We start from the raw sequence: 21,664 nt of genomic DNA, 5'->3' as shown, positions 1-21,664 counted from the left end.
CGCGCCCGCCCGCCCCGCGCGTCCGCCCCGCCCGCCCGGCCCGGCCCCCGCCCCGTCCCGGCCGCCCGACCTGCCCGTCGCTCCGTCCCGTCCCGGCCCGTCGCGCCCGTCCCGACCTGCCCGTCGATCTTGGAGTTTGTGGTCCGACAAGTCCGGTATGACGGCTCGAAGCGGGCACGCAAAGTCCAAGATCGCCCAGGTGGGAGGGCGGCGTAGCGGCGATCTTGGAGTTTGTGGTCCGACATGACCGGCTTGTCGCCGCAATTCGACCACATCATGTGCAAGATCGGCGGGCCAAGATCGGCGGGCCGAGTGCGGCGGGCCGAGAGCGGCGGGGCTTGAGCGGCGGGGCTTGAGCGGCGGGCCGAGAGCGGCGGGCCGAGAGCGGCGGGGCTTGAGCGGCGGGGCTAGAGCGGCGGGGCCGAGAGCGGCGGGGCATCGGGATGCGTGTGGCGGGGCTGGGCCGCTACCGAACGTATTGCGACTGCCCCGCGCCACGAACCAGGATCATCGGGCCAGGATCATCGCGCTGCGGTCAGGTGCCGCGCCAACTCGCGGCGCAGCGCCCGCGGTCCCGGCCACACCTGGCTCAGCTCCACCGTGAACGCCGTGCCGGATTCGGTCTCCGTCATGGCGGGCCACCCGTTGTCGTTGTCCTGCACCGGGTGAACGCGGTCCATGTCCGACGGCATCACCTCAAGCACCATCCGCGTTCCCCGCCGGTGTACCACCGCCGCATCGACGTCCGCCCAATGGAGCATCACCGGGTCGCTTCCCTGCGACGCGATCTCCAGACCGTCATCCGAGGTGCGCACCCAGGTGGCCCGCGCTGACCGAGCGGTGACCGCCCATCCGCCGGCCACGAGCGCCGCGACTATCGCACCCTGGGCCAGGGTCGCCCGCCACGAATCGGGCGAGGCGCCCAGGACCAAGTCGACAAGTGGCGACACCGCGACGTAGACGACCAGCATGATGACGAAGAACACCAGGAACGTCCGCAGGGGCGCGGAACGGAACAGTTTCGTCTCGCCGGGCGGTTCCGTCACCTGCTCGGGCTTGATCATGTCCCGATGCTACGCGTGGCCGACGCGTTGAACTGCCCGTCAGAAACCGCAGGCGATCACCAACTCGGCGGTCCGGTCCGGCAGCATGTCCAGCTTGCCGATCCGGCCCGCCGCCTTGACGTCGGATTCGATGAGTGCGAGGTGTTCCAGCACGCCCGTCGGTCCCAGCGCCTCGGCCAGCGGGACCTCGGCCTTCATCGACAGCTTGCGGTCCGACTTGGCGCGTCGCACCTGACGCAGAGCGTCGCCGGCCAGGTCGAGCAACGCCGGGTCGCCCTCGGACGACACCCGATTCAGCTCGTACGTGGTCGGCCAGGTCGAGCGATGCACGGAACCGTAGCGCCACCATGACCAGACCTCCTCCGTCGCGTACGGCAAGAACGGCGCGAACAACCGCAACAGCACCGACAAGCCGGTGGCCAGCGCCGCCCGCGCGGAGTCCGCGCCCGGACCGGTGCCGTACGCGCGGTCCTTCACCAACTCGATGTAGTCGTCGCAGAACGTCCAGAAGAACGTCTCGGTGCCGTGCAGCGCCTCGGTGTGCTGGTATCCGTCGAACGCCGCGGTGGCCTCGGTGAGCACGTCGGACAGCCGGGCGAGCATCGCGCGGTCCAGCGGGTCGGTCACCGGCTGCCGAAGCGCCTCGGCGGCGCCCAGGCCGAGCGCGAACTTGGAGGCGTTCAGCAGCTTGGTGGCCAGCCGTCGGCCGATCTTGATCTGTGCCGGGTCGAATGCCAGGTCGGTCCCCGGCCGCCCGCTGGCGGCCCAGTAGCGCACGGCGTCCGAGCCGTGGCGTTCCAGCAGGTCCATCGGGGTGACCACGTTGCCCTTGGACTTGGACATCTTCTTGCGGTCCGGGTCCAGGATCCAGCCGGAGAGCACCGCGGTGTGCCAGGGCAGCACGTCGTTCTCGGCGTTCGAGCGCACCACTGACGAGAACAGCCAGGTGCGGATGATCTCCTGCCCCTGGGGGCGCAGGTCCATCGGGAACACCTTGCCGAACAACTCGTCGTCGGTGCCCCAGCCGCTGACGATCTGCGGGGTCAGCGACGACGTGGCCCAGGTGTCCATCACGTCCGGGTCGGCGCGGAAGCCGCCGGGCGCGTCGCGCTGGGCCTCGTCGAAGCCCTCCGGACACTCGGAAGAAGGATCAACTGGCAGTGCGGATTCGTCCGGTATGAGAGGCTGGGTGTAGTCCGGCTCGCCAGCGTCGTCGAGCCGGTACCACACCGGAATCGGCACGCCGAAGAATCGCTGCCGGCTGACCAGCCAGTCTCCGGTGAGCCCGTGCACCCAATGCTCGTACCGGTGCTTCATGTGCTCCGGAATCCAGCGCAGCGCCCGCCCGCGGGCCAGCAGGTCGGCACGCAGCTTCGGGTCGCGACCGCCGTTGCGGATGAACCATTGCCGGCTCGTCACGATCTCCAGTGGCGCGTCGCCGTGCTCGTAGAACTTCACCGGGTGCACCATCGGGCGCGGTTCGCCGAGCAGGTCACCCGACTCCTGCAGCAAGCGCACCATCTCGCGACGGGCCGCCGCGACGGTCAGCCCGGCGAACGGGCGGTAGGCAGCCTCCGGCACGCCGGCCGGCTGGTCCGCCAGGAAACGCCCGTCCCGGCCGATCACCACCCGCGTGCCCAGGCTCAGATCACGCCACCAGGTCACGTCCGTCACGTCGCCGAACGTGCAGACCATCGCGATGCCGGTGCCCTTGTCCGGCGTCGCCAGCGGGTGCCGGTGCACGGGAACCTCGACGTCGAACAGCGGTGTGCGCGCCGACTCCAGCCCGGCGTATCGCTCGTCGTCCGGATGGCAGACCAGCGCGACGCACGCCGGCAGCAGCTCCGGCCGGGTGGTGTCCACCTCGATCGGCCCGCGCGGCCCGGAGAAGCGCAGCCGGTGGTAGGCGCCCGGCCGTTCCCGGTCCTCCAGCTCGGCCTGCGCGACAGCGGTGCGGAATCCGACATCCCACAGGGTCGGCGCCTCCGCCGTGTACGCCTCACCGCGCGCGAGGTTACGCAAGAACGCCCGTTGCGACACGGCACGCGCCCGGTCACCGATCGTCGTGTAGGTGAGCGTCCAGTCGACGGAGAGCCCGAGCGTGCGCCACAGCGCCTCGAATGCCTTCTCGTCCTGCGCCGTGAGCCGCCCGCACAACTCGACGAAGTTGCGCCGGGAGATCGACATCGCCGGTTTCGGTGGCGTGGCCGGCGGCTGCCACTGTGGATCGTACGGCAGCGAGGGATCGCATCGGACGCCGAAGACGTTCTGCACCCGGCGCTCGGTGGGCAGGCCGTTGTCGTCCCAGCCCATTGGATAGAACACCGTCTTGCCACGCATGCGCTGGAAGCGGGCAACCGTGTCGGTGTGAGTGAACGAGAAGACGTGCCCCATGTGCAGCTCGCCGGAGACGGTCGGCGGGGGAGTGTCGATGGCGTAGACGTGCCGGCGCGAGGCTACCGCGCGATCGAACCGGTAGACACCGTCGGCCGCCCAGCGGGCGGCCCACTTCTCTTCCAATCCGTCGAGGGTCGGGCGGTCCGGCATCCGGCCGCGCGCAGGCTCCGTCATGCGCACACTGTAGGCAGACGGCAGGGGTCGGGCCAGCAGTTTTGCCCCTGCCGCCACGGCCGCCACGTACGCAAATTCGCGTATCGGCCGGGTCATGCGGCCCTTTCGTGGTCCAGCAGCCAGCGCTTCACGTCCAGCCCCCACCGGTAGCCGCCCAACGATCCGTCGGTGCGCAGCACCCGGTGGCAGGGGGTGAACAAGGCGACCGGGTTGCGAGCGCAGGCGGCGGCGGCTCCGCGCACCGCGGCGGGCCGCCCGGCCATGTCGGCGAAGGCCGTGTAAGTCACCGGGGCGCCGGGCTTGATCTCGCGCATCACCTGCCAGGCGTGGGTGAGGAACGGGCCCCGCGTGCGCTGCTCGGTGCGTATCGCGTCGATGGCGGTCAGGTCCCCGCGCAGATAGGCGCGCACCGCGTCGGTGATCCGGCCCAGATCGTCGACCGGGCGGACCGGCTCGCGCAGGCTCGGGTGCATCAGGGCGCACAGGGCGTCCACGTCGGTCGTGAAGCCGGCCGCACGCACCGCGCCGGCCGCGCCGGCCACCAGGGTGAGCGGTCCGGCCGGGGTGTCCATGGTGGTGTGCTGCAACATGTCGATTCCTTACTGGATCGGGTCGGTGACCACTGTCGCCGGGGCGGCGCCCGGGAGGCGTGCCGTCCTCCCGGCCTGTGGATAACTCGCTGTCAGCCGTGGAGAACTGCCGCTCGCCAGAGCCGGATCAGGGCGTACGAGCGCCACGGCCGCCATCGCTGCGCGTGCCGCTCCAGGGCCTTCGGGGTGTCCGGCAGACCGAGCACGGCGGCACCGCGCCGGACCGCCACGTCGGTGGGCAGGAACACGTCCGGATCGCCGATCGCCCGCATCGCCACGTATCCGGCGGTCCACGGGCCGATGCCGGGCAGTTCGGTCAGTCCCGCCACCGCCTCCTCGCGGTCGGCGCCCGGATGCAGGTCGAGCTTGCCGTCCGCGACCCCCTGCGCCAGCGCGCGGAGGGTGGCGCGCCGGGCCGCCGGCATCCCGAACGCATCGTCCGGCAGGTCGGCGACGACCTCCGCGGACGGGAATCCGGTCAGATCGGCCGCCCGGACACCGGACCGGCCGGCCCGATCCGCCGCCCGGACCAGCCGGGTCAGCGTGGACCTCGCGCCCGCGACGCTGACCTGCTGGCCCACCACCGCGCGGACGGCCGTCTCGAAACCGTCCACGGCGCGCGGCACCCGTACGCCCGGTTCCGCCCGGACCATGCCGGCCAGCGCCGGATCCGCGCCGAGCAGGCCGTCCACCGCGACCGGATCCGCGTCCAGATCGAACAGCCTTCGGCAGCGCGCCACCGCGGGAGCCAGGTCGCGCACGTCGGTCAGTCGCAGCGTCGCCCCCACCCAGCGTTCGCGCGGTACCAGCCGAACGGTCGCGTCACCGTGCGGCAGACGCAGCCCGCGCCGGTACGTGTGATCGTCGACCTCCTCGATACCCGGCAGCGCCCGAGCGGCCAGGAAGTCGAGCGTGGCCGGGGCGTGCAGCGGAGCACGGAACGCCAGCCGCAGACCTATCTCGCCGGTCTCCCCGGGGCCGGACCGGCGAGCCTTGCGCAAGTCGCCGGGCGTACGCCCGTACACCGCACGGATCGTGTCGTTGAACTGCCGCACGCTGCCGAACCCGGCGGCGAACGCGATCTCCGCCAGGCCCAGCCCGGTGGTCTCGACGAGGATCCGGGCGGTGTGCGCGCGCTGCGTGCGGGCCAGCGCGAGCGGGCCGGCGCCCAACTCGGCGATCAGCATCCGGTTCAGATGCCGTTGCGTGTACCCGAGCCGGCACGCCAGCCCGGGTACCCCCTCGCGATCCACCACGCCGTCGCCGATCAACCGCATCGCCCGGCCCACCACGTCGGCGCGGACGTCCCACTCCGGCGAACCGGGCGCGGCGTCCGGCCGGCATCGGCGGCAGGCACGGAAACCGGCTCGCTGGGCCGCGGCGGCGCTGCGATGGAACGTGACGTTCTCCCGGCGCGGGGTGGTCGCCGGGCAGGATGGACGGCAGTAGATCCCGGTGCTTGTCACACCGGTGTAGAACCAGCCGTCGAAGCGCTGGTCGCGACTGTCGACGGCGCGGTAGCAGCGCTCGAAGTCCAGGTCCATGCCACGAGTCTGCGCCGCGTACGGGCCGATGACTGGCGGGATTCGGACATGGCCGTGTGCCCGGTCGAGCGCGGAGAAGTGCCGGGCACCGGGGCCGGTAGACTGGCTCGTCGTGAGTCTCACCATCGGCATCGTCGGCCTGCCCAACGTCGGCAAGAGCACCCTGTTCAACGCCCTGACCAAGAACGACGTGCTCGCCGCGAACTACCCGTTCGCCACCATCGAGCCCAACGTCGGCGTGGTCGGGCTGCCCGACGAGCGGCTCGGCAAGCTGGCGGAGCTGTTCAGCAGTGAGAAGGTCGTGCCGGCGCCGGTGAGCTTCGTGGACATCGCGGGCCTGGTCCGCGGCGCGTCCAAGGGGCAGGGCCGCGGCAACGCGTTCCTGGCGAACATCCGCGACGCGTCGGCCATCTGCCAGGTGGTGCGCGCCTTCTCGGACCCTGATGTGCTGCACGTCGAGGGACAGGTGTCGCCGGCCGACGACATCGAGACGATCAACACCGAGCTCATCCTGGCCGACCTGCAGACGATCGAGAAGGCACTGCCCCGGCTGCAGAAGGAAGCCAAGGTGCGCAAGGAGCGGGCCCCGATGGCGGTCGCCGCCGAGGCCGCGTTCAAGGTGCTCAACGACGGGGTCACCCTCTACCAGGGCGGGCCGGGCGCGGACCTGGACCTCGGCCTGCTGGCCGAGCTGCACCTGCTGACCACCAAGCCGTTCCTGTACGTGTTCAACGTCGACGAGGCGGAGCTGAACAACGCCGCGTTCCTCGACGAGATGCGTGCCCTGGTGGCACCGGCCGAGGCCGTGTTCATGGACGCGAAGATCGAGTCGGAGCTGATCGATCTGCCCGAGGACGAGGCCATGGAGCTGCTGGAGTCCACCGGCCAGACCGAGCCGGGACTGGACCAGTTGATCCGGGTCGGATTCGCCACCCTGGGCCTGCAGACCTACCTGACCGCCGGGCCGAAGGAGGCACGCGCCTGGGTCATCCCGAAGGGCGCGACGGCGCCGGAGGCGGCCGGGGTCATCCACTCCGACTTCCAACGCGGCTTCATCAAGGCGGAGATCATCAGCTACGACGAGCTGATGGCGGCCGGTTCGATGACGGCGGCGAAGTCGGCGGGCAAGGTGCGCATGGAGGGCAAGGACTACGTGATGCAGGACGGCGACGTGGTCGAGTTCAGGTTTAATGTCTGATTCCGGTCCAACGTCTGCCACTTAGGGAGCCGGCGTCGTTGCAGGCGGTGGCACTTTTCCTACTCGTTTGACACACTAGGGTCATGAGCGAAGCGGTGTACCGCATCGGCGAAGGGCCGGCGACACGGGTAAGCCTGTCACTGCCGGAGGGGACCGCCGCGGCCATCCGGGCCAGAGTCGGCAAACGGGAGTTTTCCGCGTACATCGCCGAGGCGGTCGAGCGGGAATTGCGGGGCCAGGTGCTCGACGAGTACCTGGCCGATTACGAGAGTCGGAGAGGACCGGTCTCCGATCAGGCCCGTCAGCGGGCGCGGCAGGTCTTCGACGAGGTGTTTGCCGAGGAGGGTGAGTGGCCCGCCGCAAGCTGATCCACGAAGGAACGCTGATCCTGGACAGCGAAGGGCTCTCGAAACTGCTTTCCGACGACGAGCAGGTAGTGGCAATGACCGCTGAGGCACGCTCGCGTGGCATGGAGGCGGTGATCAGCGCGCTCACCATCATTGAGGCGGTCCACGCCCGCACCCCCAAGCCTCGCCTGAACTGGGTACTTTCTGGGTTGCGCGTGATCCCGGTCGGTGACGAGGAAGCGCGGGCGGCGTCGAAACTGCTGATGGATGCTGGCCTGCACGGGCACAAGTACGCAATTGACGCCGCGGTTGCCGAGGCGGCGGTGCGTCAGCATCGCCCGGTGGTCATGCTGACGTCCGACATCGACGACATGGCCAAGCTCTGCGGCGATCGCGTCCGGCTCGTGGCCGTCTAGTGCCCGGCAAAGGGCGGCTCAGCCCTTGCGGCCGGGAACCAAACCATCCAGATCGAGCTGGATCGCGAACGGTGTGGAGCTGCGCAGCTCGTGGCGATGAATTCCGGTCGGCGCGTACGACCGGGTCGGTTCGTCGATTTCGTAGGCGTGAACTACGGGCGCCGCCCCCTCGTCCTCGATGCGCCAATAGTTTCTGATGCCGGCTTCCGCGTACTTGCGCAGCTTGACCGTCTGATCACGGTGGGCGGACTCCGGCGACACCACCTCGATGACTAGAAGTACCTGTTCCGGGGTGTAGTAGGTGCGGTCCGGATCATAGGGTTCCGTCGTGACAAGGACGTCCGGCTCCGGGCGGTTCCGCTCGTCGAGGCGGATCGTCATCTCCCGCTCCACCTCGATGCCCCGTGGTGCCTGTTCCGCCAGGGAGACTGCCAGCGCTGTGACAATCCGCGCATGCCAGGACCGCTGGGGGGACATCATGAAGACGAGCGCTCCATCGATCAGCTCGGTGTGACGGGGTGCCTCGGGGAGGTGGTCGAGGTCGTCGGCAAACCAGCCCTCCAGGCGGGGTGGCCGCATCCACTCGGGCACCGCAGTCATGGCGTCACCGTAGCATTGGGCAACGGCCGCCTCGGGCCTCGTCTCCGCCCCGCTGCGGCTGCTGGAGCAACCTTCCAGATCGAGCCTGATCGGGAACGACATGGTTTCCGACAGGCCCTCAACTGTGCCGCCGCTCTGCCGACTGAGAGAGCGTCAACAGCGGCGACCCGGGGGACGTGCGGATGGTGCCGACGACGCGGCGGCGGGTGTCCGGGGATGCCGGGTTCACCCTGCTTGAAGTCGTGGTCGCCTTCGGCGTGATGTCGCTGGCCGGGGCGCTGTTCACCGCCGGTATCGCCCGCATGCACGCTGCCGCCTCCGCCGGTGAGGAAGTGTCCGTCGCCGCCGCGCAGGCGCACCAGGCATTTCTGCGGCTGGACCGGGAACTGCGGTACTCCGACGGCATCAGCGAGCCCGGCACGGTCGACGCGACCGGGCGTACGTACGTGGAATATCGGACCACCGCGCTCGCCGGTGCGATCACCTGCACCCAGATGCGTCTGGACCCGGCGGCGGGCGTGCTGCAGGTGCGCAGCAGGGTCACCTCGCCGGGCGGGGTCATGGGTGCCGTGGCGGCCTGGCACACCCTCGCGTCGTACCTGAACGGACCGCAGTCGATCGTCCGGCATCCGGCCGACGTCGCCGCTCGTCACCATCAAGAGCTGGAGATGGCTCTCACGGTGCGGGCCGGTGCGGGTGAGCAGAGCCGGGCGCGCACGGTGGTCTACGCGTTCACCGCGTTGAACACGTCGCCGGACACCGACAGCGACACGGTCTGTGGCGACATGGCGCGCGCGTGAGGCCGCGTACGGACGAGGGCTCACTGCCACTGGCCATGTTGCTGATGATCGTCGGCGCGGCGATCGGCGGCCTGCTGCTCACCACCACGATGCAGGAGGTGGCGAACAGCCGGGCCGAAGCGGCGCGAACCGCGGCGCTGAACGCCGCCCGGTCCGGCATGGCCGGCGCGGTCGCCCGGATCCGCGCCGCGGTCGACGCCGAGCAGTACGGTTCGGTCGCCGCGCTGCCGTGCGCTGCCTCGACGGGAGAGACGCAACTGTCCGGGACGCTGGACGATGGCCGGGCCCGGTACGCCACGGTGATCACCTATCTGGCGGAGGATCCGCGATCGCACGACGCGGCGTGGCTGGCGAGCCACGGCAAGCCCTGCGCACCCCAGTTGGGCACGGTGCCGAAATTCGCCCGCCTGGAGACCACCGGCACCGACCTCGGCACGGGGCTGCGGCGCACGCTGTCCGGCACGTACGCCTTCAAGACGTTCCGCAACGCGAACGTCCCGGGTGGGCTGATGCGGGTCTTCAAGACCTCGGGCAGCACGTACGACCTGTGCGTGGACGCGGGGGCGACGCCGGCGCCGGGCGTGGCCGTCACGATGCAGCCGTGCGCGGTGGACGGCTCCGGGACGGCGATCGCCCGCCAGAAGTTCGGGTACCAGCCGAATCTCACGCTGTCCCTGGTCACCGCGGACCCGGTGCAGTATCCGGAGGGCTTGTGCCTGGACGGCGGTGCCCCGGAGAGCGTCGGCGCGGTGGTCCGGTTGCAGCGCTGCGGGGAGACCGCCCCGCCCGCTCAGGTGTGGAGCTTCGACACCGCGAGCGGTTTCCGCGGCACCAGCGACGGCCGGACGATGAACGAGTTCTGCCTGAGCGTGCGGCGCCCGGACACGCCGGGGAGCCGGCTCACCCTGAACAGCACGTCCGGCGGGAACGGCAACCCCGCGTGCAACACGAACTACCCGAACAACTTCCAGTCCTGGTCTCCGGAGCCGGCGATGGGCGCCGGCGCCACCGCGCTGGCCGCGACCAAGCAGCTCGTCAACTACGCCGAGTTCGGGCGGTGCTTCGACGTCACGTACGAGAACGTCGACGTTCCGTACGAGGTCGTGTTCCCGTGCAAGCAGAATCCGGACCCGGAGGTGCGTGACTGGAACCAGCGGTGGACGCTGCCGGACGCGGACCAGCCGGGCGCCTTCTACACCGACGCGCCCGACGGCCGGTACTGCGTGACGATGCCGGCAATCTCCGGGGAGCCGCCGTTGCTGGTGGTGGTGAAGCCGTGCACCGGCTCCTCCCCGCCGCCCGAGATGACGTGGCGTTGGCGTGGTGCGGGCACTCCGGTCTATGACGAGGCGTACCGGATCGAGGGCGTGGGCGCGTGGGCGGGGTACTGCCTGTCCGCCCTGCCGGAGGCGCCCGCCTGGTCGCAGGCCGACAAGGTGGGCATCAAGCCGTGCACCGGTTCGACGCTGCAGAAGTGGAACGCCGCGCCGGACCTGACCACGTCGGGCCTGACCGGGATCGGCGAGCGGTGAACCGCCGGGACGCCGGTGACGCCGGGTACGGGCTGTTGGAGGCGCTCGTCTCGGTGCTGATCATCGGGGTCACCATGACGAGCCTGACGATGTTCTTCCTTCGCTCCACCAGGGCGGCGAATCTGGAGGCCGACCGGCAGAGCGCCACGCAGTTGGTGGCGGTGGCGCTGGAGCGGATCGGCCAGTTTCCCGGCCGTTCGTTGCTGACCGGCCGCACGCGGGCGGCCGTCGATGCGCAGTGGGCGTTGCCGGTGCCGGGCGTGCAGGGCTATCTGGCCGACACGGTGAAGGCATGGGACACCACCGTCACCGACGAGGCGGCGGCGACGGTGCCCGCGGAGCTGCCGGTGGTGCTGGCTCCGGTCGCCGATGCGGCGGGTGGCGGCACGTTCACCAAGTTTCGCAAGACCGTGTACGTGGGCACCTGCCGCCAGGCGTCCACCGGCGGCTCGTGCGGGCGGGACACGTCCGGAACGGTGGAGATGTTCCGCGTCGTCGTGGCGGTCACCTGGGCCTCTCCGCAGTGCCGCCAGCAAACCTGCTCGTCGACGGCGGAGCTGCTGGTGGCGCGAGACTTGACCGATCCGTTGTTCCGCTGACCCGCGCCGGCGTCTCCGTCAGCCTTTCGGGGGACGCCCAATCGCGGGCAGACGGCCGGTCGGGACGGCACAATGCGCTGGTGGAGAACCAGACAAATAGCTTTAGCTGGCACTATTTGCCTGAGATGCCGCGAAAGACGTGGTGGGCGCGCCTGCCGTTCGGCGTCCGGATGACCGTCGGCACGAGCACCATCCTCGTGGTGCTCGGCGGCGCCGTCACGGGGGTGGCCACGCTGCGCGACGGCGAGAGCGCGGCCGACGCGGCGCGTTACGGCACCGGGAGTGCCGCTCCGGACGCAGCCGGGTCGTCGGCGGGGGACGGTGGCGGCGCGCCGGCGCCCGCGAGCATCGACCGGTCGCCGGTGGCATGGCAAGGCCCGCGCATGCGGCCCGCGCCATCCCGCGACGCGGCGGGCGCCGGCGCGGCGACGGTCGCAGCCGCGGCGGACGCGGCCCCGGCGCGGGTCGGCCCCGGCGCCAGGGTGGGGACCGGCGCCAGGGTGGGGACCGGCGGCCCGAAGCCGGGCGTCGCCCCGTCCGCGTCGGAGCGCCCGTCGGCCGTCCGTGTCGCCAGCACCGGGTCACCGGCCGCCACATCACCGGCCGCCAAGTCACTGGCCGCCAAGTCACCGGCGGCGACCGTGCGCGAGCACCGCCTGCGGCACGGCAAGAACCGGGCCCGGCGCGGGCACCACGACGCCGACCGCGACGGCGACCGCCACCGGAGGGGGCGTCGTCACGGGCGCGCCGCGGGCTCGCGGGAGCACTGAGCGATGATCGGGAGCACTGAGCGATGATGCCGTGGTGACTGCTACCGAACCCACGATCCTCGCCACCAGCGCCGGCTTCCGCATCGGCGTGCACGGCCTGATGTCCACCCGGCCCGGCCTCATCCATCGCTTCGCCGTCGAGCTCGCCGCGCCGCGGGACGCCCCGCGGATCTGCTTCCTCTATCAGGCGACCGGCGACCCGCAGGACCGGATCGGAGCGACGTACGCGGCCTTTGCGGACACCGGCTACCGCGTCTCGCACCTCCAGCTTTTCCCGATGCCCAACATCGAGGACATTCGCTCCCATCTGCTCGCCCAGGACGTCATCTGGGTCGGTGGCGGCAGCGTCGCCAACCTGGTCGCGGTGTGGCGGACGCACGGCCTCGACGAGATCCTGCACGAGGCGTGGCAGTCCGGTGTGGTGCTGGGCGGCGTGTCCGCCGGCTCGATCTGCTGGCATGTCGGCGGCAGCACCGACAGCTTCGGCCCGCGGCTGCGCGGTTTCACCGACGGGCTGGGCTGGCTGCCGTACAGCAACGGGGTGCACTACGACGCGGAGGAACAGCGTCGGCCGAAGATGCACGAGCTGATCGGGGACGGCACACTGCCCGACGGATACGCCACTGACGACGGTGCCGGACTCGTCTATCGGGGGACTCGGCTGGCCGAGGTGGTGGCCGACCGCTCCGGCCCGCAGGGCTACCAGTTGACGCGCCAGCCCGATGGGACGGTACGGGAGACGCCGCTGCCCACGCGGGTGTTGTCGGATTCGTGAAGATCGAGTGCGGCGGCGGCCGGGTCACTAACCTGATCCTTGAACGAGGCGGACCGCCGCCCGCACCGGCCGCGGTCCAGAGAAGAATGCGCAGGTGGAGTCATGACCCTTCACACCAACACGACGGTTCGTCGGCGCGGCGGCGAGGGCGGCAGTTACTGAGGAGCGGCCCCTACCACGCCGACCTCGCCCCAGGAGATCCACTATCGGGGCATTTCGGTATTAGCCGGATTTGAGGACTATTAGGGCATCTCAGTGATCGACCGGCCGGGCGGCAGCCGGGCTACCCGCTGAGGTCACCTCATTGGTCTCCAGCGAAGGTGATGCCGATGCCCACGATGCCGCCCGAGTTCGAGGCGTTGTTCAAGGGCACCCTCAACTTCTCGGTCCTCCTCTTGGGGCTGGTCTCCGGGGTGGCCCAACTAGCCGATCTGTCCGCCGGGCCGGGGCGTGCCTCGCTGGCCGGTGTGTGTCTGGCCAGTGTGCTCTATTTCCTGGCCCGGTTCGGGCACGCCTACTTCGTGCTGCGGGTCCGGCGGCTGCGGGGCAACCTGCAGCGCGCGGCCGACCTGCTCGCCGCGCAGCGGTTCCGGCACCGGCAATATCTGGACGCCATCGAGCGGATCAGCGACCGGGAGAAGCCGCTCTTCCACGAGACCTTGGACGTGACCGTCACCATCGGCGACGACGACGAGGGCGACCGGGTCGTCGAACGCCGGGTGACCACGCCCGGGCCGCTCGTGACCCACCGGACCATGCGCCCGATCGTGCCGACCGACGACGACGCCGTGCGGCGGCTTGACGAGATCGCCTTCCGGGTGCGCCGCTGCGACGGCGGCGGGAACATCACCGCGCTGCCGCTGCGGGAACAGATCCGGATGCTGCGGGTGTGGATCGTCTTCGACCCGGCCCTGACCGCGGACACCGAATGGGAGGTGGAATATCGCCCGCGGGGACTGTGGAAGCCGCTGCGCCAGCGCGGCTGGGACCAACTGTCGTGGGACGACCGCCTGCCGACCGCGCACGGCTCGCCGTCCGCGTTCACCCGCTTCACCGTGACCTTCGTCTTCCCGTACGGCGATCAGGCCCCCGTGGTGCACGAACGGCTGGGCTACGGCCATCTGGCCGAACCGGTGCGCGACGAGCGCGGCTCCTGGCGGGTGGTGTGGTGCGACGACCAGCCGGACGGTCGGCACTACGTCTGGGACCTCACCCAGGCGGGCCGGCCGGCGAGCCCGCTCAGGACGTGAAGTGGAGGATCACGTTGTGCACGTGGTGGGTCTTCTCCGAGCCGCGGAACTCCACCTCGTAGACGTGCGTGCCGACGGAGATCGCGATCGTGCCGGTGGAGAAGAACTGGCCGGCCCAGCTCTTGTTGCTCACCACGCTGACGCTGCTGACCCGCGAGTACGGGATGCTCGTGATGGCGACGCGCTTACCCACGAACGACTTGTCCTGGATGATGATGCGGCGGTTGGTCAGCCCGATGAAGCCGGTGCCCGCGCCGACCGCGTCGTAGACGGCGATGATCTGCTCGCCCTCAAGCAGGCCGCTCTCGATCTGCTGGAGCTGGCCCTTGTTGTCGTACACCACGTCGCTCATGGGTTGAGCGTAGGCAACGGAGGCGAATCAGGCACCGCGGGGAGACTGTCGGCCATTCAGGAGGTGCCCACTACGGTGCGGTAGGCATCTTCGATACGCGCTGCGAGCGTGACCTCGCCATCGGTGATGCGGTTGCCCTCGTTCGGGCCGAGGCAGATCTGCGTCTGCCCGTCCAATCGCTGGATCGTGGGTCTCAACCGCAGGGTGTCGGCCGCCACTTTGATCCGCTCGGTCAATGCCGCATGCTGGCTGTCGTCGCACGCGAGAACGCGCTTCAATTGGACGCCGTCCTGTGTCCACCCCGTGAGAAGGGCCAGTGCGTCACTCAGATAGTCCGAGCGAGGTCCGCGCTGTCTTCTGGCCCGCATTCGCCGCACCTCCTAGGCGTTCGTTGCCGGCTTGTGGCCAAACTGTCGCCGTGTCGTCATGGTCGGTGCTGACAGTCTTGTCTGCCGCGTCAAACATGTCCACGCCCACATATCCGTGTTCTCGTGACGATCGGGGCGGCTTCGGGCAACCCGAACGGTGAACTTTTGTGGCAGGCTGTCGTGCCGTGCCTACGGAAAGCGACGGTAAGCCGATAATGTCACTAAAAGTGATCGTTGCCGCCGCCATTGTCACGGACGGTCGAGTGCTCGCCGCCGAACGATCGGCGCCCTCGGAGGTTGCGGGACGCTGGGAATTTCCTGGCGGAAAAGTGGAGCCGGGGGAGACCGACGAAGCGGCACTCGTCCGGGAATGCCGGGAGGAATTGGGCGTACGCGTCAGCGTCGGCCCCCGGATCGGGGCCGACGTGCCGCTCGCACGGGGAAAGGCGGTGCTGCGGGTGTTTCAGGTGACCCTGCTTGAGGGCACCGAGCCGCGGGCGCTGGAGCACGCCGCGTTGCGCTGGCTCGGCCCCGACGAGCTGGACAGTGTGCCCTGGCTGCCGGCGGACGCTCCGATCGTGGCGGAACTACCCGCTCTGCTTGCCGAACGTGCGTCGTAGCTCCCGCTTGAGGACTTTGTGACTGGGCCCGAGCGGCAACTCGTCCACGAAGCGGATCTGCCGCGGATACTTGTGCCGGCCCAGCTTCTCCTTCGACCACGCGATCAGCTCGTCCTCGGTGACCTGACCGGGCTCCGGCACGACCACCGCGCAGATCTCCTCGCCGTGCACGTCGTCCGGTAGGCCGATCACCGCCACCTGCGTCACCGCGGGATGCCGCGCCAGCGTCTCCTCCACTTCGCGCGGATAGACGTTGAACCCGCCCCGGATCACCAGATCCTTCTTGCGGTCGACGATGGTGACGAAGCCCTCCTCGTCTTTGGTGCCCAGGTCGCCGCTGCGGAACCAGCCGTCGACCAGCGCCTCCCGGGTGGCGTCCGGCCGGTTCAGGTAGCCCGCGAACACGTTGTGTCCACGGATCACGATCTCGCCGAGCTCGCCCGTGGGCAGCAACTCGATGCGGTCGTCGACCTCCGGCCGGGCGATCTCCACCTCGACGCCCCAGATCGGATGCCCGATGCTGCCCGCGCGCGTGCCGAACGCCGGCTGGTTGGCGGTGGCGGTGGGCGAGGTCTCGGACAGCCCGTATCCCTCGTAGACGGTCGCGTGGAAGACCTCGTCGAAACGCTCCAGCACGGCCACCGGCAGCGCGGCGCCACCGGACACGCAGAGCCGCAGATCGGGCAGCCGATCCGCCTTCGCCGCCGCCTCCAGCAGCGCGATATACATCGTCGGCACGCCGTGGAACACCGTCACGTTCTCGCGCACCATCAGGTCGATCGCGGCATCGCCGCGGAACCGCGCCAGCAGGACCAGCGTCCCGCCCAGCCGGAAGGTGCCGTTCATGCCCACCGTCTGGCCGAACGTGTGGAACAGCGGCAGGCAGCCCATCACCACGTCATCGGTGCGCGCGTCGTTCGCGTCGAACACGTTCACCGTCGCGTTCATCACCAGGTTGAGGTGGGTGAGCAAGGCACCCTTGGGCTTCCCGGTGGTGCCGCTGGTATAGAAGATGACCGCGACGTCCTCGGCCTGCCGCGTCACGTACGTGGGCAGCGGCGGCACCGCGGCGGCGCGGTCCTCCAGCCGTTGCGGCGCGTCGGCCAGCCCGACCGGCAGCGGGCCGACCGAGACCAGCGGGGTTTCCGCCGCATGCGCCGCCTGCGCGCCCAGCGCGAGCTGACTGGAGTGGCAGACCAGCAAGTCGGCGCCGCTGTCGCGCAACACATAGGCGACCTCCTCGGCGGTCAGCAGCAGATGCACCGGCACCAGCCGCGCACCGACGGCCAGCGCGCCGAAGTAGACCCGCGGGAAGTCGAGCACGTTGGGCACCAGCACGGCGACCGTGTCGCCGCGGCCGATGCCCAGTTCGCGCAGGCCCGCCGCGTACGACCGGGCCTGCTCCCAGAGCTCGTAGTACGTCACCCGGGTGCCGGTGTCGACCACCGCGACCTTGTCCGGGTAGCGGCGGGCGCTCTCGGCGAGAACGGTGGCCAGAGACAGCGCCGTCATTGGAGGTGACCGCCGATCTTGGTGTATCCCCGCAGCAGATCCCGCGAGATGATCAGTCGCTGCATCTCGTCCGTACCCTCGTAGATGCGCATCAGCCGGACCTGGCGATACCATCGCTCGATCGGCAGCTCACGGGTGTAGCCCATGCCGCCGTGGATCTGCATCACCCGATCCACCACGCGATTGACCATGCCGGCGCCGTACAGCTTCGCCATCGATGACGAGTGCCGCGGGTCCGCTCCCTGGTCGACCGTCCAGGCGGCGCGCAGAATCAGCCAGCGTGCCGCCTCCAGCTCCGTCTCGGAGTCCGCGATCATCCACTGGATCGCCTGGTTCGTGGCGATCGGCTTGCCGAACGTCTCGCGGGTGTTCGCGTATTCGACAGCCATGCCCAGCGCCCGCTCGGCGATGCCTATCGCATTCGACGGGATCAGGTAGCGACCCTTGCCGATCCACTTCATGCCCAGCTCGAACCCCTGGCCGATCTCGCCGAGGATGTTGCGCGCCGGCACCCGTACGTCGTCGAAGATCAGCGAAGCGGGACCGCCCTCGCCCATGGTCTGGATGAACTCGGACCGCCAGCCCATCGCGCGGTCCACCAGGAACGCCGTGGTCCCGCCGCCGCGGACGCCCTTCTCCGGGTCGGTGACCGCGACCACGATCACGAAGTCCGCATCGTTGCCGTTGGTGATGAACGTCTTCTCACCGTTCAGCACCCAGTCGTCGCCGTCCTGGCGGGCGCGCAGCTTGATGTTCGCCGCATCCGAACCGGCGCCCGGCTCGGTGATGGCGAAGCAGGAGATCCGCTCGCCCTCGATGGTGGGCAGCAGGTATTCCTTCTTCTGCTCGTCGTTCGCGAAATAGAGGATGTTGTCCGCGTCGCCGCCGAACTTGAACTGCACGAAGGTGCGCCCGACCTCGGTCCAGATCAGGGACTGCGTGACGGCGGGCAACTCCATCCCGCCGTACTCCTCGGGCGTGGAGAGGCCCCAGAAGCCGAACTCCTTCGCCTTGAGTTGGAGCTCGCGCAACTCGCTGCGCTCCAGCCCGGGGCGATGCGCCCGCTCGCGGCGCAGTGCCTCCTGCTCCAGGGGCATGACCTCACGGGTGATGAACTGACGGGCGGTGTCGCGGATTGCGCGTTCCTCGTCGCTGAGCGAGAAGTCCATGGGTCTAAACTAGCGGTGTAAGTTTTCCGGAGTCCAGTGTTGCCCGGCCTCTTCTTGCTCGGCAGGAGAGTCGGCTTCCCGAGTTGCGGAGGGTTCTGATGGCCCGACCACGCCGGTCCCTGTTGACCCGGCAGCGCATCGTCGACGCCGCCGCGGCCCTGGCCGACGCGGAGGGGTTGGAGGCCGTCTCGGTGCGCCGCCTCGCCACCGAACTGGGCGTGGCCGGACCGTCGCTCTACAACCACTTCGCGACCAAGTCCGAGATCATCGACGCGGTGGCCGACGCGGTCGTTGCCCAGGTCGACGTCTCGTTCTTCGGCAGCCGGGACTGGCGCGAGGCGTTGCGCCTCTGGGCGCACTCTTACCATGCGGTGTTGAGCGAGCACCCGAACATCGTGCCCGCGCTGGCGCATGGTCCCGGGCGCCGGCCGGCCGCCCTGGCGATGGCCGACGCGGTCTACGGCGGGCTGATCGACGCCGGCTGGCCGCCCGCCCGCGCGACCCACATCGGCGCGTTGATGCGCTATCTCGTCACCGGCTCGGCGCTCGGATCCTTCGCCCTGGGCTTCCCGGTCGACGAGGTGCTCTATGCCAACTATCCGCACCTGCGCCAGGCGCACCTGCTGGCCGGGCATCGCTCCAGTGTGGACGAGGGTGCGTTCGACTTCGGGCTGGATCTGCTGATCGCCGGCCTCGACAAGCACTACGCCGAATTGCGGAAAGGGGTGCCCGCGTGACCGAGAGGCTGATGACCGATCACCTGTACATCGCCGGGGAGTGGGTGAAGCCGTCCACCTCGGACACCATTGCGGTGGAGAATCCAGCCACCGAGGAGACCATCGACCATGTGCCGGCAGGCGGTTCGTCCGATGTGGATGCCGCGGTGGCCGCCGCGCGCGCCGCGTTCGACGGGTGGGCGGCCACCGCCGAGGGCGACCGGCGGGCGGCCCTGGATCGCCTGCACACCGCGCTGTCCGCCCGCTCCGATGCGATCGCCCGCACCGTCGGCCTGGAGCTGGGCGCGCCGCTCAAGGTGGCCCGCTCCATTCAGGCGGGCCTGCCGCTGACCGTGTTGCGGTGGTACGCCGATGCGCTGCCGGAATCCGAGGAGACGCTGGGCAACTCGCTGGTGGTGCACGAGCCGGTGGGCGTGGTCGCGGCCATCACGCCGTGGAACTACCCACTGCACCAGGTCGTCACCAAGGTGGCCGCGGCGCTCGCGGCCGGCTGCACCGTGGTGCTCAAACCGAGCGAGATCACGCCGCTGGTGTCCTACCTGCTGTTCGACGCGGTGCACGAGGCCGGGTTGCCGCCCGGCGTGCTCAACCTGGTCACCGGCACCGGACCGGAGGTCGGCGCCGCGCTCGCCGCGCACCCGGACGTGGACATGGTGTCGTTCACCGGGTCCACCGCCACCGGCCGGTCCATCGCGCGCGCCGCCGCGGACCGGATCGCCAAGGTGGCACTGGAACTCGGCGGCAAGTCCGCCAACGTGGTGCTGCCGGACGCCGACCTGACCGCGGCGGTCAAGGTCGGCGTCGGTAACGCGTTCCTCAACTCCGGGCAGACCTGCACGGCGTGGACCCGCATGCTGGTGCACGAGAGCCGCTACGCGGAGGCGGTCGAGATGGCCGCCGCCGCGGCTGGCAAATACCGGCTGGGCGACCCGTTCGACGAGGCCACCCGGCTGGGACCGGTGGTGTCCGCCGCGCAGCGGGAGCGGGTCCGCGCTTTCCTGAGCCGGGCCGAAGCGCGGGTGGCGGCCGGCGGCCTGGACGCCGCGGTGCCGGAGCGTGGTCACTTCGTCGCACCCACCGTGCTGGCCGACGTCGACCCGGCCAGCGAGGTCGCCCAGGAGGAGATCTTCGGCCCGGTGCTGGCGATCATCCCGTTCCGCGACGACGATGATGCGGTGCGGATCGCCAACGATTCGCGGTACGGGCTGGCCGGCGCCGTCTGGTCGGCCGACGAGCAACGGGCATTGGCGGTGGCACGCCGGATGCGCACCGGGTCGGTGGACATCAACGGTGCCACGTTCAACCCGGCCGCCCCGTTCGGCGGATACAAGCAGTCCGGGATCGGTCGTGAGCTCGGCCCGTACGGGCTGGCCGAGTTCCAGCAGACGAAGGCGATCCAGCGATGACCGAGATGGTGACCGGCCTCGTGGTCCGCGAGGCCGGCGCGGAACCGGTGCCCGCGCGCCTGCGCCTGCCCGAGGTCGGGTCCGGTGAGGTGCGCGTCCGGGTGCGTGCCGCGGGCGTCTGCCACTCCGACCTGTCCATGGTGAACGGCACGGTGCGGCCGCCGTACCCGCTGGTCCTCGGGCACGAGGCGGCCGGCGAAGTGATACAGCGCGGCGACGCCGTCACGGCGGTGGCCGTCGGCGACCACGTGGTGCTCAACTGGCAGCCCGCCTGCCGGATGTGCTGGTTCTGCACGCACGGCCAGCCGTGGCTGTGTGCGACCTCGTCCGGGGTGGCCGCGGTGCCCAACGGCGTGACGTTGGACGACGGCACACCGGCGCATGTGACGCTGGGGCTGGGCGCCTTCGCCGAGCAGGTCGTGGTGCCGCAGAACGCGGTGGTCCCGGTGCCGCCGGAACTGAATCTCGTCTCCGCCGCCCTGCTCGGCTGCGGCGTGCTGACCGGCAGCGGCGCGGTGCGCAACACGGCGACCGTGGCGGCGGGCGAGTCGGTGGTGGTGATCGGGCTCGGCGGGGTCGGTCTGTCGGCGGTGGCCACGGCCCGTGCGGCGGGCGCAACGCCGGTGATCGCGGTGGACGTGTCCGCGGCGAAGAAGGGCCTGGCCGAGGCGGCCGGGGCGAGCGACTTTCTGGTGTCGTCGCCGAACCTGTCCAAGGAGGTCCGGGCGCTGACCCAGGGGCGGGGCGCGGACCACGCGTTCGAATGCGTCGGGCGGGCGGCCACCATCCGAGCGGCGTGGCGTGCCACCCGCCGGGGCGGAGCGGTCACCGTGGTGGGGATGGGCCGCGCCGACGACATCGTGGAGCTGAGCGCGCTGGACATCTTCTCCTCAGCACGGACACTCCGATCGTCGGTGTACGGTTCGTCCGATGTGGACCTGGAAGTCCCGGCGCTGGCGCGAGAAGTGCTGGACGGCAGGCTCGCGCTCGATCATCTGATCACGGACCGGATCCAGTTGGCGGACGTTCCCGCGGCGTTCGGTCGGATGGCAGAAGGCGAGGGCGCCCGCTCGGTCATCATCTGGTGACTTACCGTAGGTCCACCGGCCCAGTGTGCCCCCACGCGTGCGTCGCGCCCCCGCCGTGCGTGCGGGGCGGCCCCTCGCGTGCGCTGTGCCCTTGGGCGTGCGTCGTGTGTCCCTGAGCATGGCGCGCGTCGTCGATCATGGAGTTGCGGTGCCTGGTTCGCGTGGACAAGTCGCTTATGCCGGACCAGAAACTCCATGATCGCCGAGCGGTGCGCCGGTGGTGCGCCGGCAGTGCGCGCGATCTTGGAGTTAGGGGGCCGGATTCAGCGGTATATATCCGACTAGTCGGTCCGCAAACTCCATGCGGGGCGCGGGGCGGGGCGCCGGGGCGGGCGCGCGGCGGCGGGTGCGGAGGG

At 70.3% G+C, this 21,664-nt stretch carries 22 protein-coding genes; 13 read left to right on the top strand and 9 right to left on the bottom strand.

Annotation, left to right across the window (positions count from 1 at the left end; genetic code table 11):
- Positions 1-521 precede the first annotated feature (521 nt).
- The 4 genes from IEY73_RS31055 to IEY73_RS31040 all read right to left on the bottom strand — a co-directional run bounded on the left by IEY73_RS31055 (position 522) and on the right by IEY73_RS31040 (position 5,769).
- Positions 522-1,064, bottom strand: coding sequence for a hypothetical protein (locus tag IEY73_RS31055; protein ID WP_189082911.1), 543 nt, complete (start codon positions 1,062-1,064; stop codon positions 522-524).
- 39 nt (positions 1,065-1,103) lie between these two features.
- Positions 1,104-3,635: a valine--tRNA ligase gene (gene valS, locus IEY73_RS31050; RefSeq protein WP_189082910.1), complete on the bottom strand. Its 2,532-nt coding sequence runs from the start codon at positions 3,633-3,635 to the stop codon at positions 1,104-1,106.
- A gap of 92 nt (positions 3,636-3,727) precedes the next feature.
- Complete coding sequence (locus IEY73_RS31045) at positions 3,728-4,225, bottom strand: methylated-DNA--[protein]-cysteine S-methyltransferase (RefSeq protein ID WP_189082909.1); 498 nt, start codon at positions 4,223-4,225, stop codon at positions 3,728-3,730.
- 92 nt (positions 4,226-4,317) lie between these two features.
- On the bottom strand, positions 4,318-5,769 hold the full coding sequence (locus IEY73_RS31040) for a DNA-3-methyladenine glycosylase 2 (RefSeq protein ID WP_189082915.1): 1,452 nt from the start codon (positions 5,767-5,769) through the stop codon (positions 4,318-4,320).
- A 112-nt stretch (positions 5,770-5,881) separates the two neighbouring features.
- Here IEY73_RS31040 and ychF point away from each other — a divergent pair, with 112 nt between their 5' ends.
- The 3 genes from ychF (at position 5,882) to IEY73_RS31025 (ending at position 7,730) form a co-directional block, all read left to right on the top strand.
- Entirely contained in the window at positions 5,882-6,967 is a 1,086-nt protein-coding gene (ychF, locus tag IEY73_RS31035) for a redox-regulated ATPase YchF (RefSeq protein WP_189082908.1), read from the top strand.
- 83 nt (positions 6,968-7,050) lie between these two features.
- Entirely contained in the window at positions 7,051-7,335 is a 285-nt protein-coding gene (locus IEY73_RS31030) for a hypothetical protein (RefSeq protein WP_189082907.1), read from the top strand.
- Positions 7,317-7,730 (top strand): DNA-binding protein, encoded by a 414-nt coding sequence (locus tag IEY73_RS31025; RefSeq protein ID WP_189082906.1) that lies wholly within the window; start codon positions 7,317-7,319, stop codon positions 7,728-7,730. Before IEY73_RS31030 ends, IEY73_RS31025 begins: the two co-directional genes overlap by 19 nt.
- Before the next feature lie 18 nt (positions 7,731-7,748).
- Here IEY73_RS31025 and IEY73_RS31020 read toward each other — a convergent pair whose 3' ends face one another.
- Positions 7,749-8,330 (bottom strand): Uma2 family endonuclease, encoded by a 582-nt coding sequence (locus IEY73_RS31020; protein WP_189082905.1) that lies wholly within the window; start codon positions 8,328-8,330, stop codon positions 7,749-7,751.
- A 182-nt stretch (positions 8,331-8,512) separates the two neighbouring features.
- On the opposite strand from IEY73_RS31020, the gene IEY73_RS31015 reads away from it, so the two are divergent.
- The 6 genes from IEY73_RS31015 (at position 8,513) to IEY73_RS30990 (ending at position 14,056) form a co-directional block, all read left to right on the top strand.
- The gene (locus IEY73_RS31015) at positions 8,513-9,130 is read left to right on the top strand and encodes a PulJ/GspJ family protein (protein ID WP_189082904.1); all 618 of its coding nucleotides are present in this window, start codon (positions 8,513-8,515) and stop codon (positions 9,128-9,130) included.
- On the top strand, positions 9,127-10,662 hold the full coding sequence (locus tag IEY73_RS31010; RefSeq protein ID WP_189082903.1) for an RICIN domain-containing protein: 1,536 nt from the start codon (positions 9,127-9,129) through the stop codon (positions 10,660-10,662). Before IEY73_RS31015 ends, IEY73_RS31010 begins: the two co-directional genes overlap by 4 nt.
- Positions 10,659-11,261, top strand: coding sequence for a type IV pilus modification PilV family protein (locus tag IEY73_RS31005; RefSeq protein WP_189082902.1), 603 nt, complete (start codon positions 10,659-10,661; stop codon positions 11,259-11,261). Before IEY73_RS31010 ends, IEY73_RS31005 begins: the two co-directional genes overlap by 4 nt.
- A gap of 125 nt (positions 11,262-11,386) precedes the next feature.
- Positions 11,387-12,031, top strand: coding sequence for a hypothetical protein (locus IEY73_RS31000; protein WP_189082901.1), 645 nt, complete (start codon positions 11,387-11,389; stop codon positions 12,029-12,031).
- A gap of 34 nt (positions 12,032-12,065) precedes the next feature.
- On the top strand, positions 12,066-12,806 hold the full coding sequence (locus tag IEY73_RS30995) for a Type 1 glutamine amidotransferase-like domain-containing protein (RefSeq protein ID WP_229716320.1): 741 nt from the start codon (positions 12,066-12,068) through the stop codon (positions 12,804-12,806).
- A 329-nt stretch (positions 12,807-13,135) separates the two neighbouring features.
- Entirely contained in the window at positions 13,136-14,056 is a 921-nt protein-coding gene (locus tag IEY73_RS30990; protein ID WP_229716319.1) for a hypothetical protein, read from the top strand.
- Here IEY73_RS30990 and IEY73_RS30985 read toward each other — a convergent pair.
- On the bottom strand, positions 14,046-14,408 hold the full coding sequence (locus IEY73_RS30985) for a PH domain-containing protein (RefSeq protein WP_189082900.1): 363 nt from the start codon (positions 14,406-14,408) through the stop codon (positions 14,046-14,048). The genes IEY73_RS30990 and IEY73_RS30985 overlap by 11 nt on opposite strands.
- Before the next feature lie 56 nt (positions 14,409-14,464).
- Positions 14,465-14,776, bottom strand: coding sequence for a 4a-hydroxytetrahydrobiopterin dehydratase (locus tag IEY73_RS30980; RefSeq protein WP_189082899.1), 312 nt, complete (start codon positions 14,774-14,776; stop codon positions 14,465-14,467).
- A gap of 215 nt (positions 14,777-14,991) precedes the next feature.
- Between IEY73_RS30980 and IEY73_RS30975 the strand changes: the two genes are divergently transcribed.
- Positions 14,992-15,396, top strand: a complete 405-nt coding sequence (locus IEY73_RS30975) for a (deoxy)nucleoside triphosphate pyrophosphohydrolase (protein WP_189082898.1) — start codon at positions 14,992-14,994, stop codon at positions 15,394-15,396.
- Here the strand turns inward: IEY73_RS30975 and IEY73_RS30970 are convergent.
- Both IEY73_RS30970 and IEY73_RS30965 read right to left on the bottom strand, forming a co-directional pair.
- Complete coding sequence (locus tag IEY73_RS30970) at positions 15,364-16,908, bottom strand: long-chain-fatty-acid--CoA ligase (protein ID WP_189082897.1); 1,545 nt, start codon at positions 16,906-16,908, stop codon at positions 15,364-15,366. The two genes, IEY73_RS30975 and IEY73_RS30970, sit on opposite strands and share 33 nt — an antisense overlap.
- Positions 16,905-18,077, bottom strand: a complete 1,173-nt coding sequence (locus IEY73_RS30965) for an acyl-CoA dehydrogenase family protein (protein WP_189082896.1) — start codon at positions 18,075-18,077, stop codon at positions 16,905-16,907. The genes IEY73_RS30970 and IEY73_RS30965 overlap by 4 nt, the downstream gene beginning before the upstream one ends.
- 98 nt (positions 18,078-18,175) lie before the next feature.
- Between IEY73_RS30965 and IEY73_RS30960 the strand changes: the two genes are divergently transcribed.
- Genes IEY73_RS30960 through IEY73_RS30950 form a run of 3 tightly spaced genes read left to right on the top strand, consistent with a single transcriptional unit; the run spans position 18,176 to position 21,308 of the window.
- A complete protein-coding gene (locus IEY73_RS30960) occupies positions 18,176-18,814 on the top strand; it encodes a TetR/AcrR family transcriptional regulator (protein ID WP_189082895.1) in 639 nt (212 codons plus the stop codon).
- Positions 18,815-18,825: 11 nt separating this feature from the next.
- Positions 18,826-20,220, top strand: a complete 1,395-nt coding sequence (locus IEY73_RS30955; RefSeq protein WP_189082912.1) for an aldehyde dehydrogenase family protein — start codon at positions 18,826-18,828, stop codon at positions 20,218-20,220.
- Entirely contained in the window at positions 20,217-21,308 is a 1,092-nt protein-coding gene (locus IEY73_RS30950) for an alcohol dehydrogenase catalytic domain-containing protein (RefSeq protein ID WP_189082894.1), read from the top strand. The genes IEY73_RS30955 and IEY73_RS30950 overlap by 4 nt, the downstream gene beginning before the upstream one ends.
- Positions 21,309-21,664 lie beyond the last annotated feature (356 nt).

The sequence above is a fragment of the Mangrovihabitans endophyticus genome, assembly GCF_014646155.1.
Classification (GTDB): Bacteria; Actinomycetota; Actinomycetes; order Mycobacteriales; family Micromonosporaceae; genus Actinoplanes; species Actinoplanes endophyticus.
This window is presented reverse-complemented; position numbering and strand designations above follow the sequence as displayed.

What these genes read in the sequence shown, in the direction of transcription:
- IEY73_RS31055 (WP_189082911.1), bottom strand. Translation starts at nt 1,064, where the DNA reads ATGATCAAGCCCGAGCAGGTGACGGAACCGCCCGGCGAGACGAAACTG.
- valS (WP_189082910.1), bottom strand. Translation starts at nt 3,635, where the DNA reads ATGACGGAGCCTGCGCGCGGCCGGATGCCGGACCGCCCGACCCTCGAC.
- IEY73_RS31045 (WP_189082909.1), bottom strand. Translation starts at nt 4,225, where the DNA reads ATGTTGCAGCACACCACCATGGACACCCCGGCCGGACCGCTCACCCTG.
- IEY73_RS31040 (WP_189082915.1), bottom strand. Translation starts at nt 5,769, where the DNA reads ATGGACCTGGACTTCGAGCGCTGCTACCGCGCCGTCGACAGTCGCGAC.
- IEY73_RS31030 (WP_189082907.1), top strand. Translation starts at nt 7,051, where the DNA reads ATGAGCGAAGCGGTGTACCGCATCGGCGAAGGGCCGGCGACACGGGTA.
- IEY73_RS31020 (WP_189082905.1), bottom strand. Translation starts at nt 8,330, where the DNA reads ATGACTGCGGTGCCCGAGTGGATGCGGCCACCCCGCCTGGAGGGCTGG.
- IEY73_RS31015 (WP_189082904.1), top strand. Translation starts at nt 8,513, where the DNA reads ATGGTGCCGACGACGCGGCGGCGGGTGTCCGGGGATGCCGGGTTCACC.
- IEY73_RS31000 (WP_189082901.1), top strand. Translation starts at nt 11,387, where the DNA reads ATGCCGCGAAAGACGTGGTGGGCGCGCCTGCCGTTCGGCGTCCGGATG.
- IEY73_RS30990 (WP_229716319.1), top strand. Translation starts at nt 13,136, where the DNA reads ATGCCCACGATGCCGCCCGAGTTCGAGGCGTTGTTCAAGGGCACCCTC.
- IEY73_RS30985 (WP_189082900.1), bottom strand. Translation starts at nt 14,408, where the DNA reads ATGAGCGACGTGGTGTACGACAACAAGGGCCAGCTCCAGCAGATCGAG.
- IEY73_RS30980 (WP_189082899.1), bottom strand. Translation starts at nt 14,776, where the DNA reads ATGCGGGCCAGAAGACAGCGCGGACCTCGCTCGGACTATCTGAGTGAC.
- IEY73_RS30975 (WP_189082898.1), top strand. Translation starts at nt 14,992, where the DNA reads ATGTCACTAAAAGTGATCGTTGCCGCCGCCATTGTCACGGACGGTCGA.
- IEY73_RS30970 (WP_189082897.1), bottom strand. Translation starts at nt 16,908, where the DNA reads ATGACGGCGCTGTCTCTGGCCACCGTTCTCGCCGAGAGCGCCCGCCGC.
- IEY73_RS30965 (WP_189082896.1), bottom strand. Translation starts at nt 18,077, where the DNA reads ATGGACTTCTCGCTCAGCGACGAGGAACGCGCAATCCGCGACACCGCC.
- IEY73_RS30960 (WP_189082895.1), top strand. Translation starts at nt 18,176, where the DNA reads ATGGCCCGACCACGCCGGTCCCTGTTGACCCGGCAGCGCATCGTCGAC.
- IEY73_RS30955 (WP_189082912.1), top strand. Translation starts at nt 18,826, where the DNA reads ATGACCGATCACCTGTACATCGCCGGGGAGTGGGTGAAGCCGTCCACC.
- IEY73_RS30950 (WP_189082894.1), top strand. Translation starts at nt 20,217, where the DNA reads ATGACCGAGATGGTGACCGGCCTCGTGGTCCGCGAGGCCGGCGCGGAA.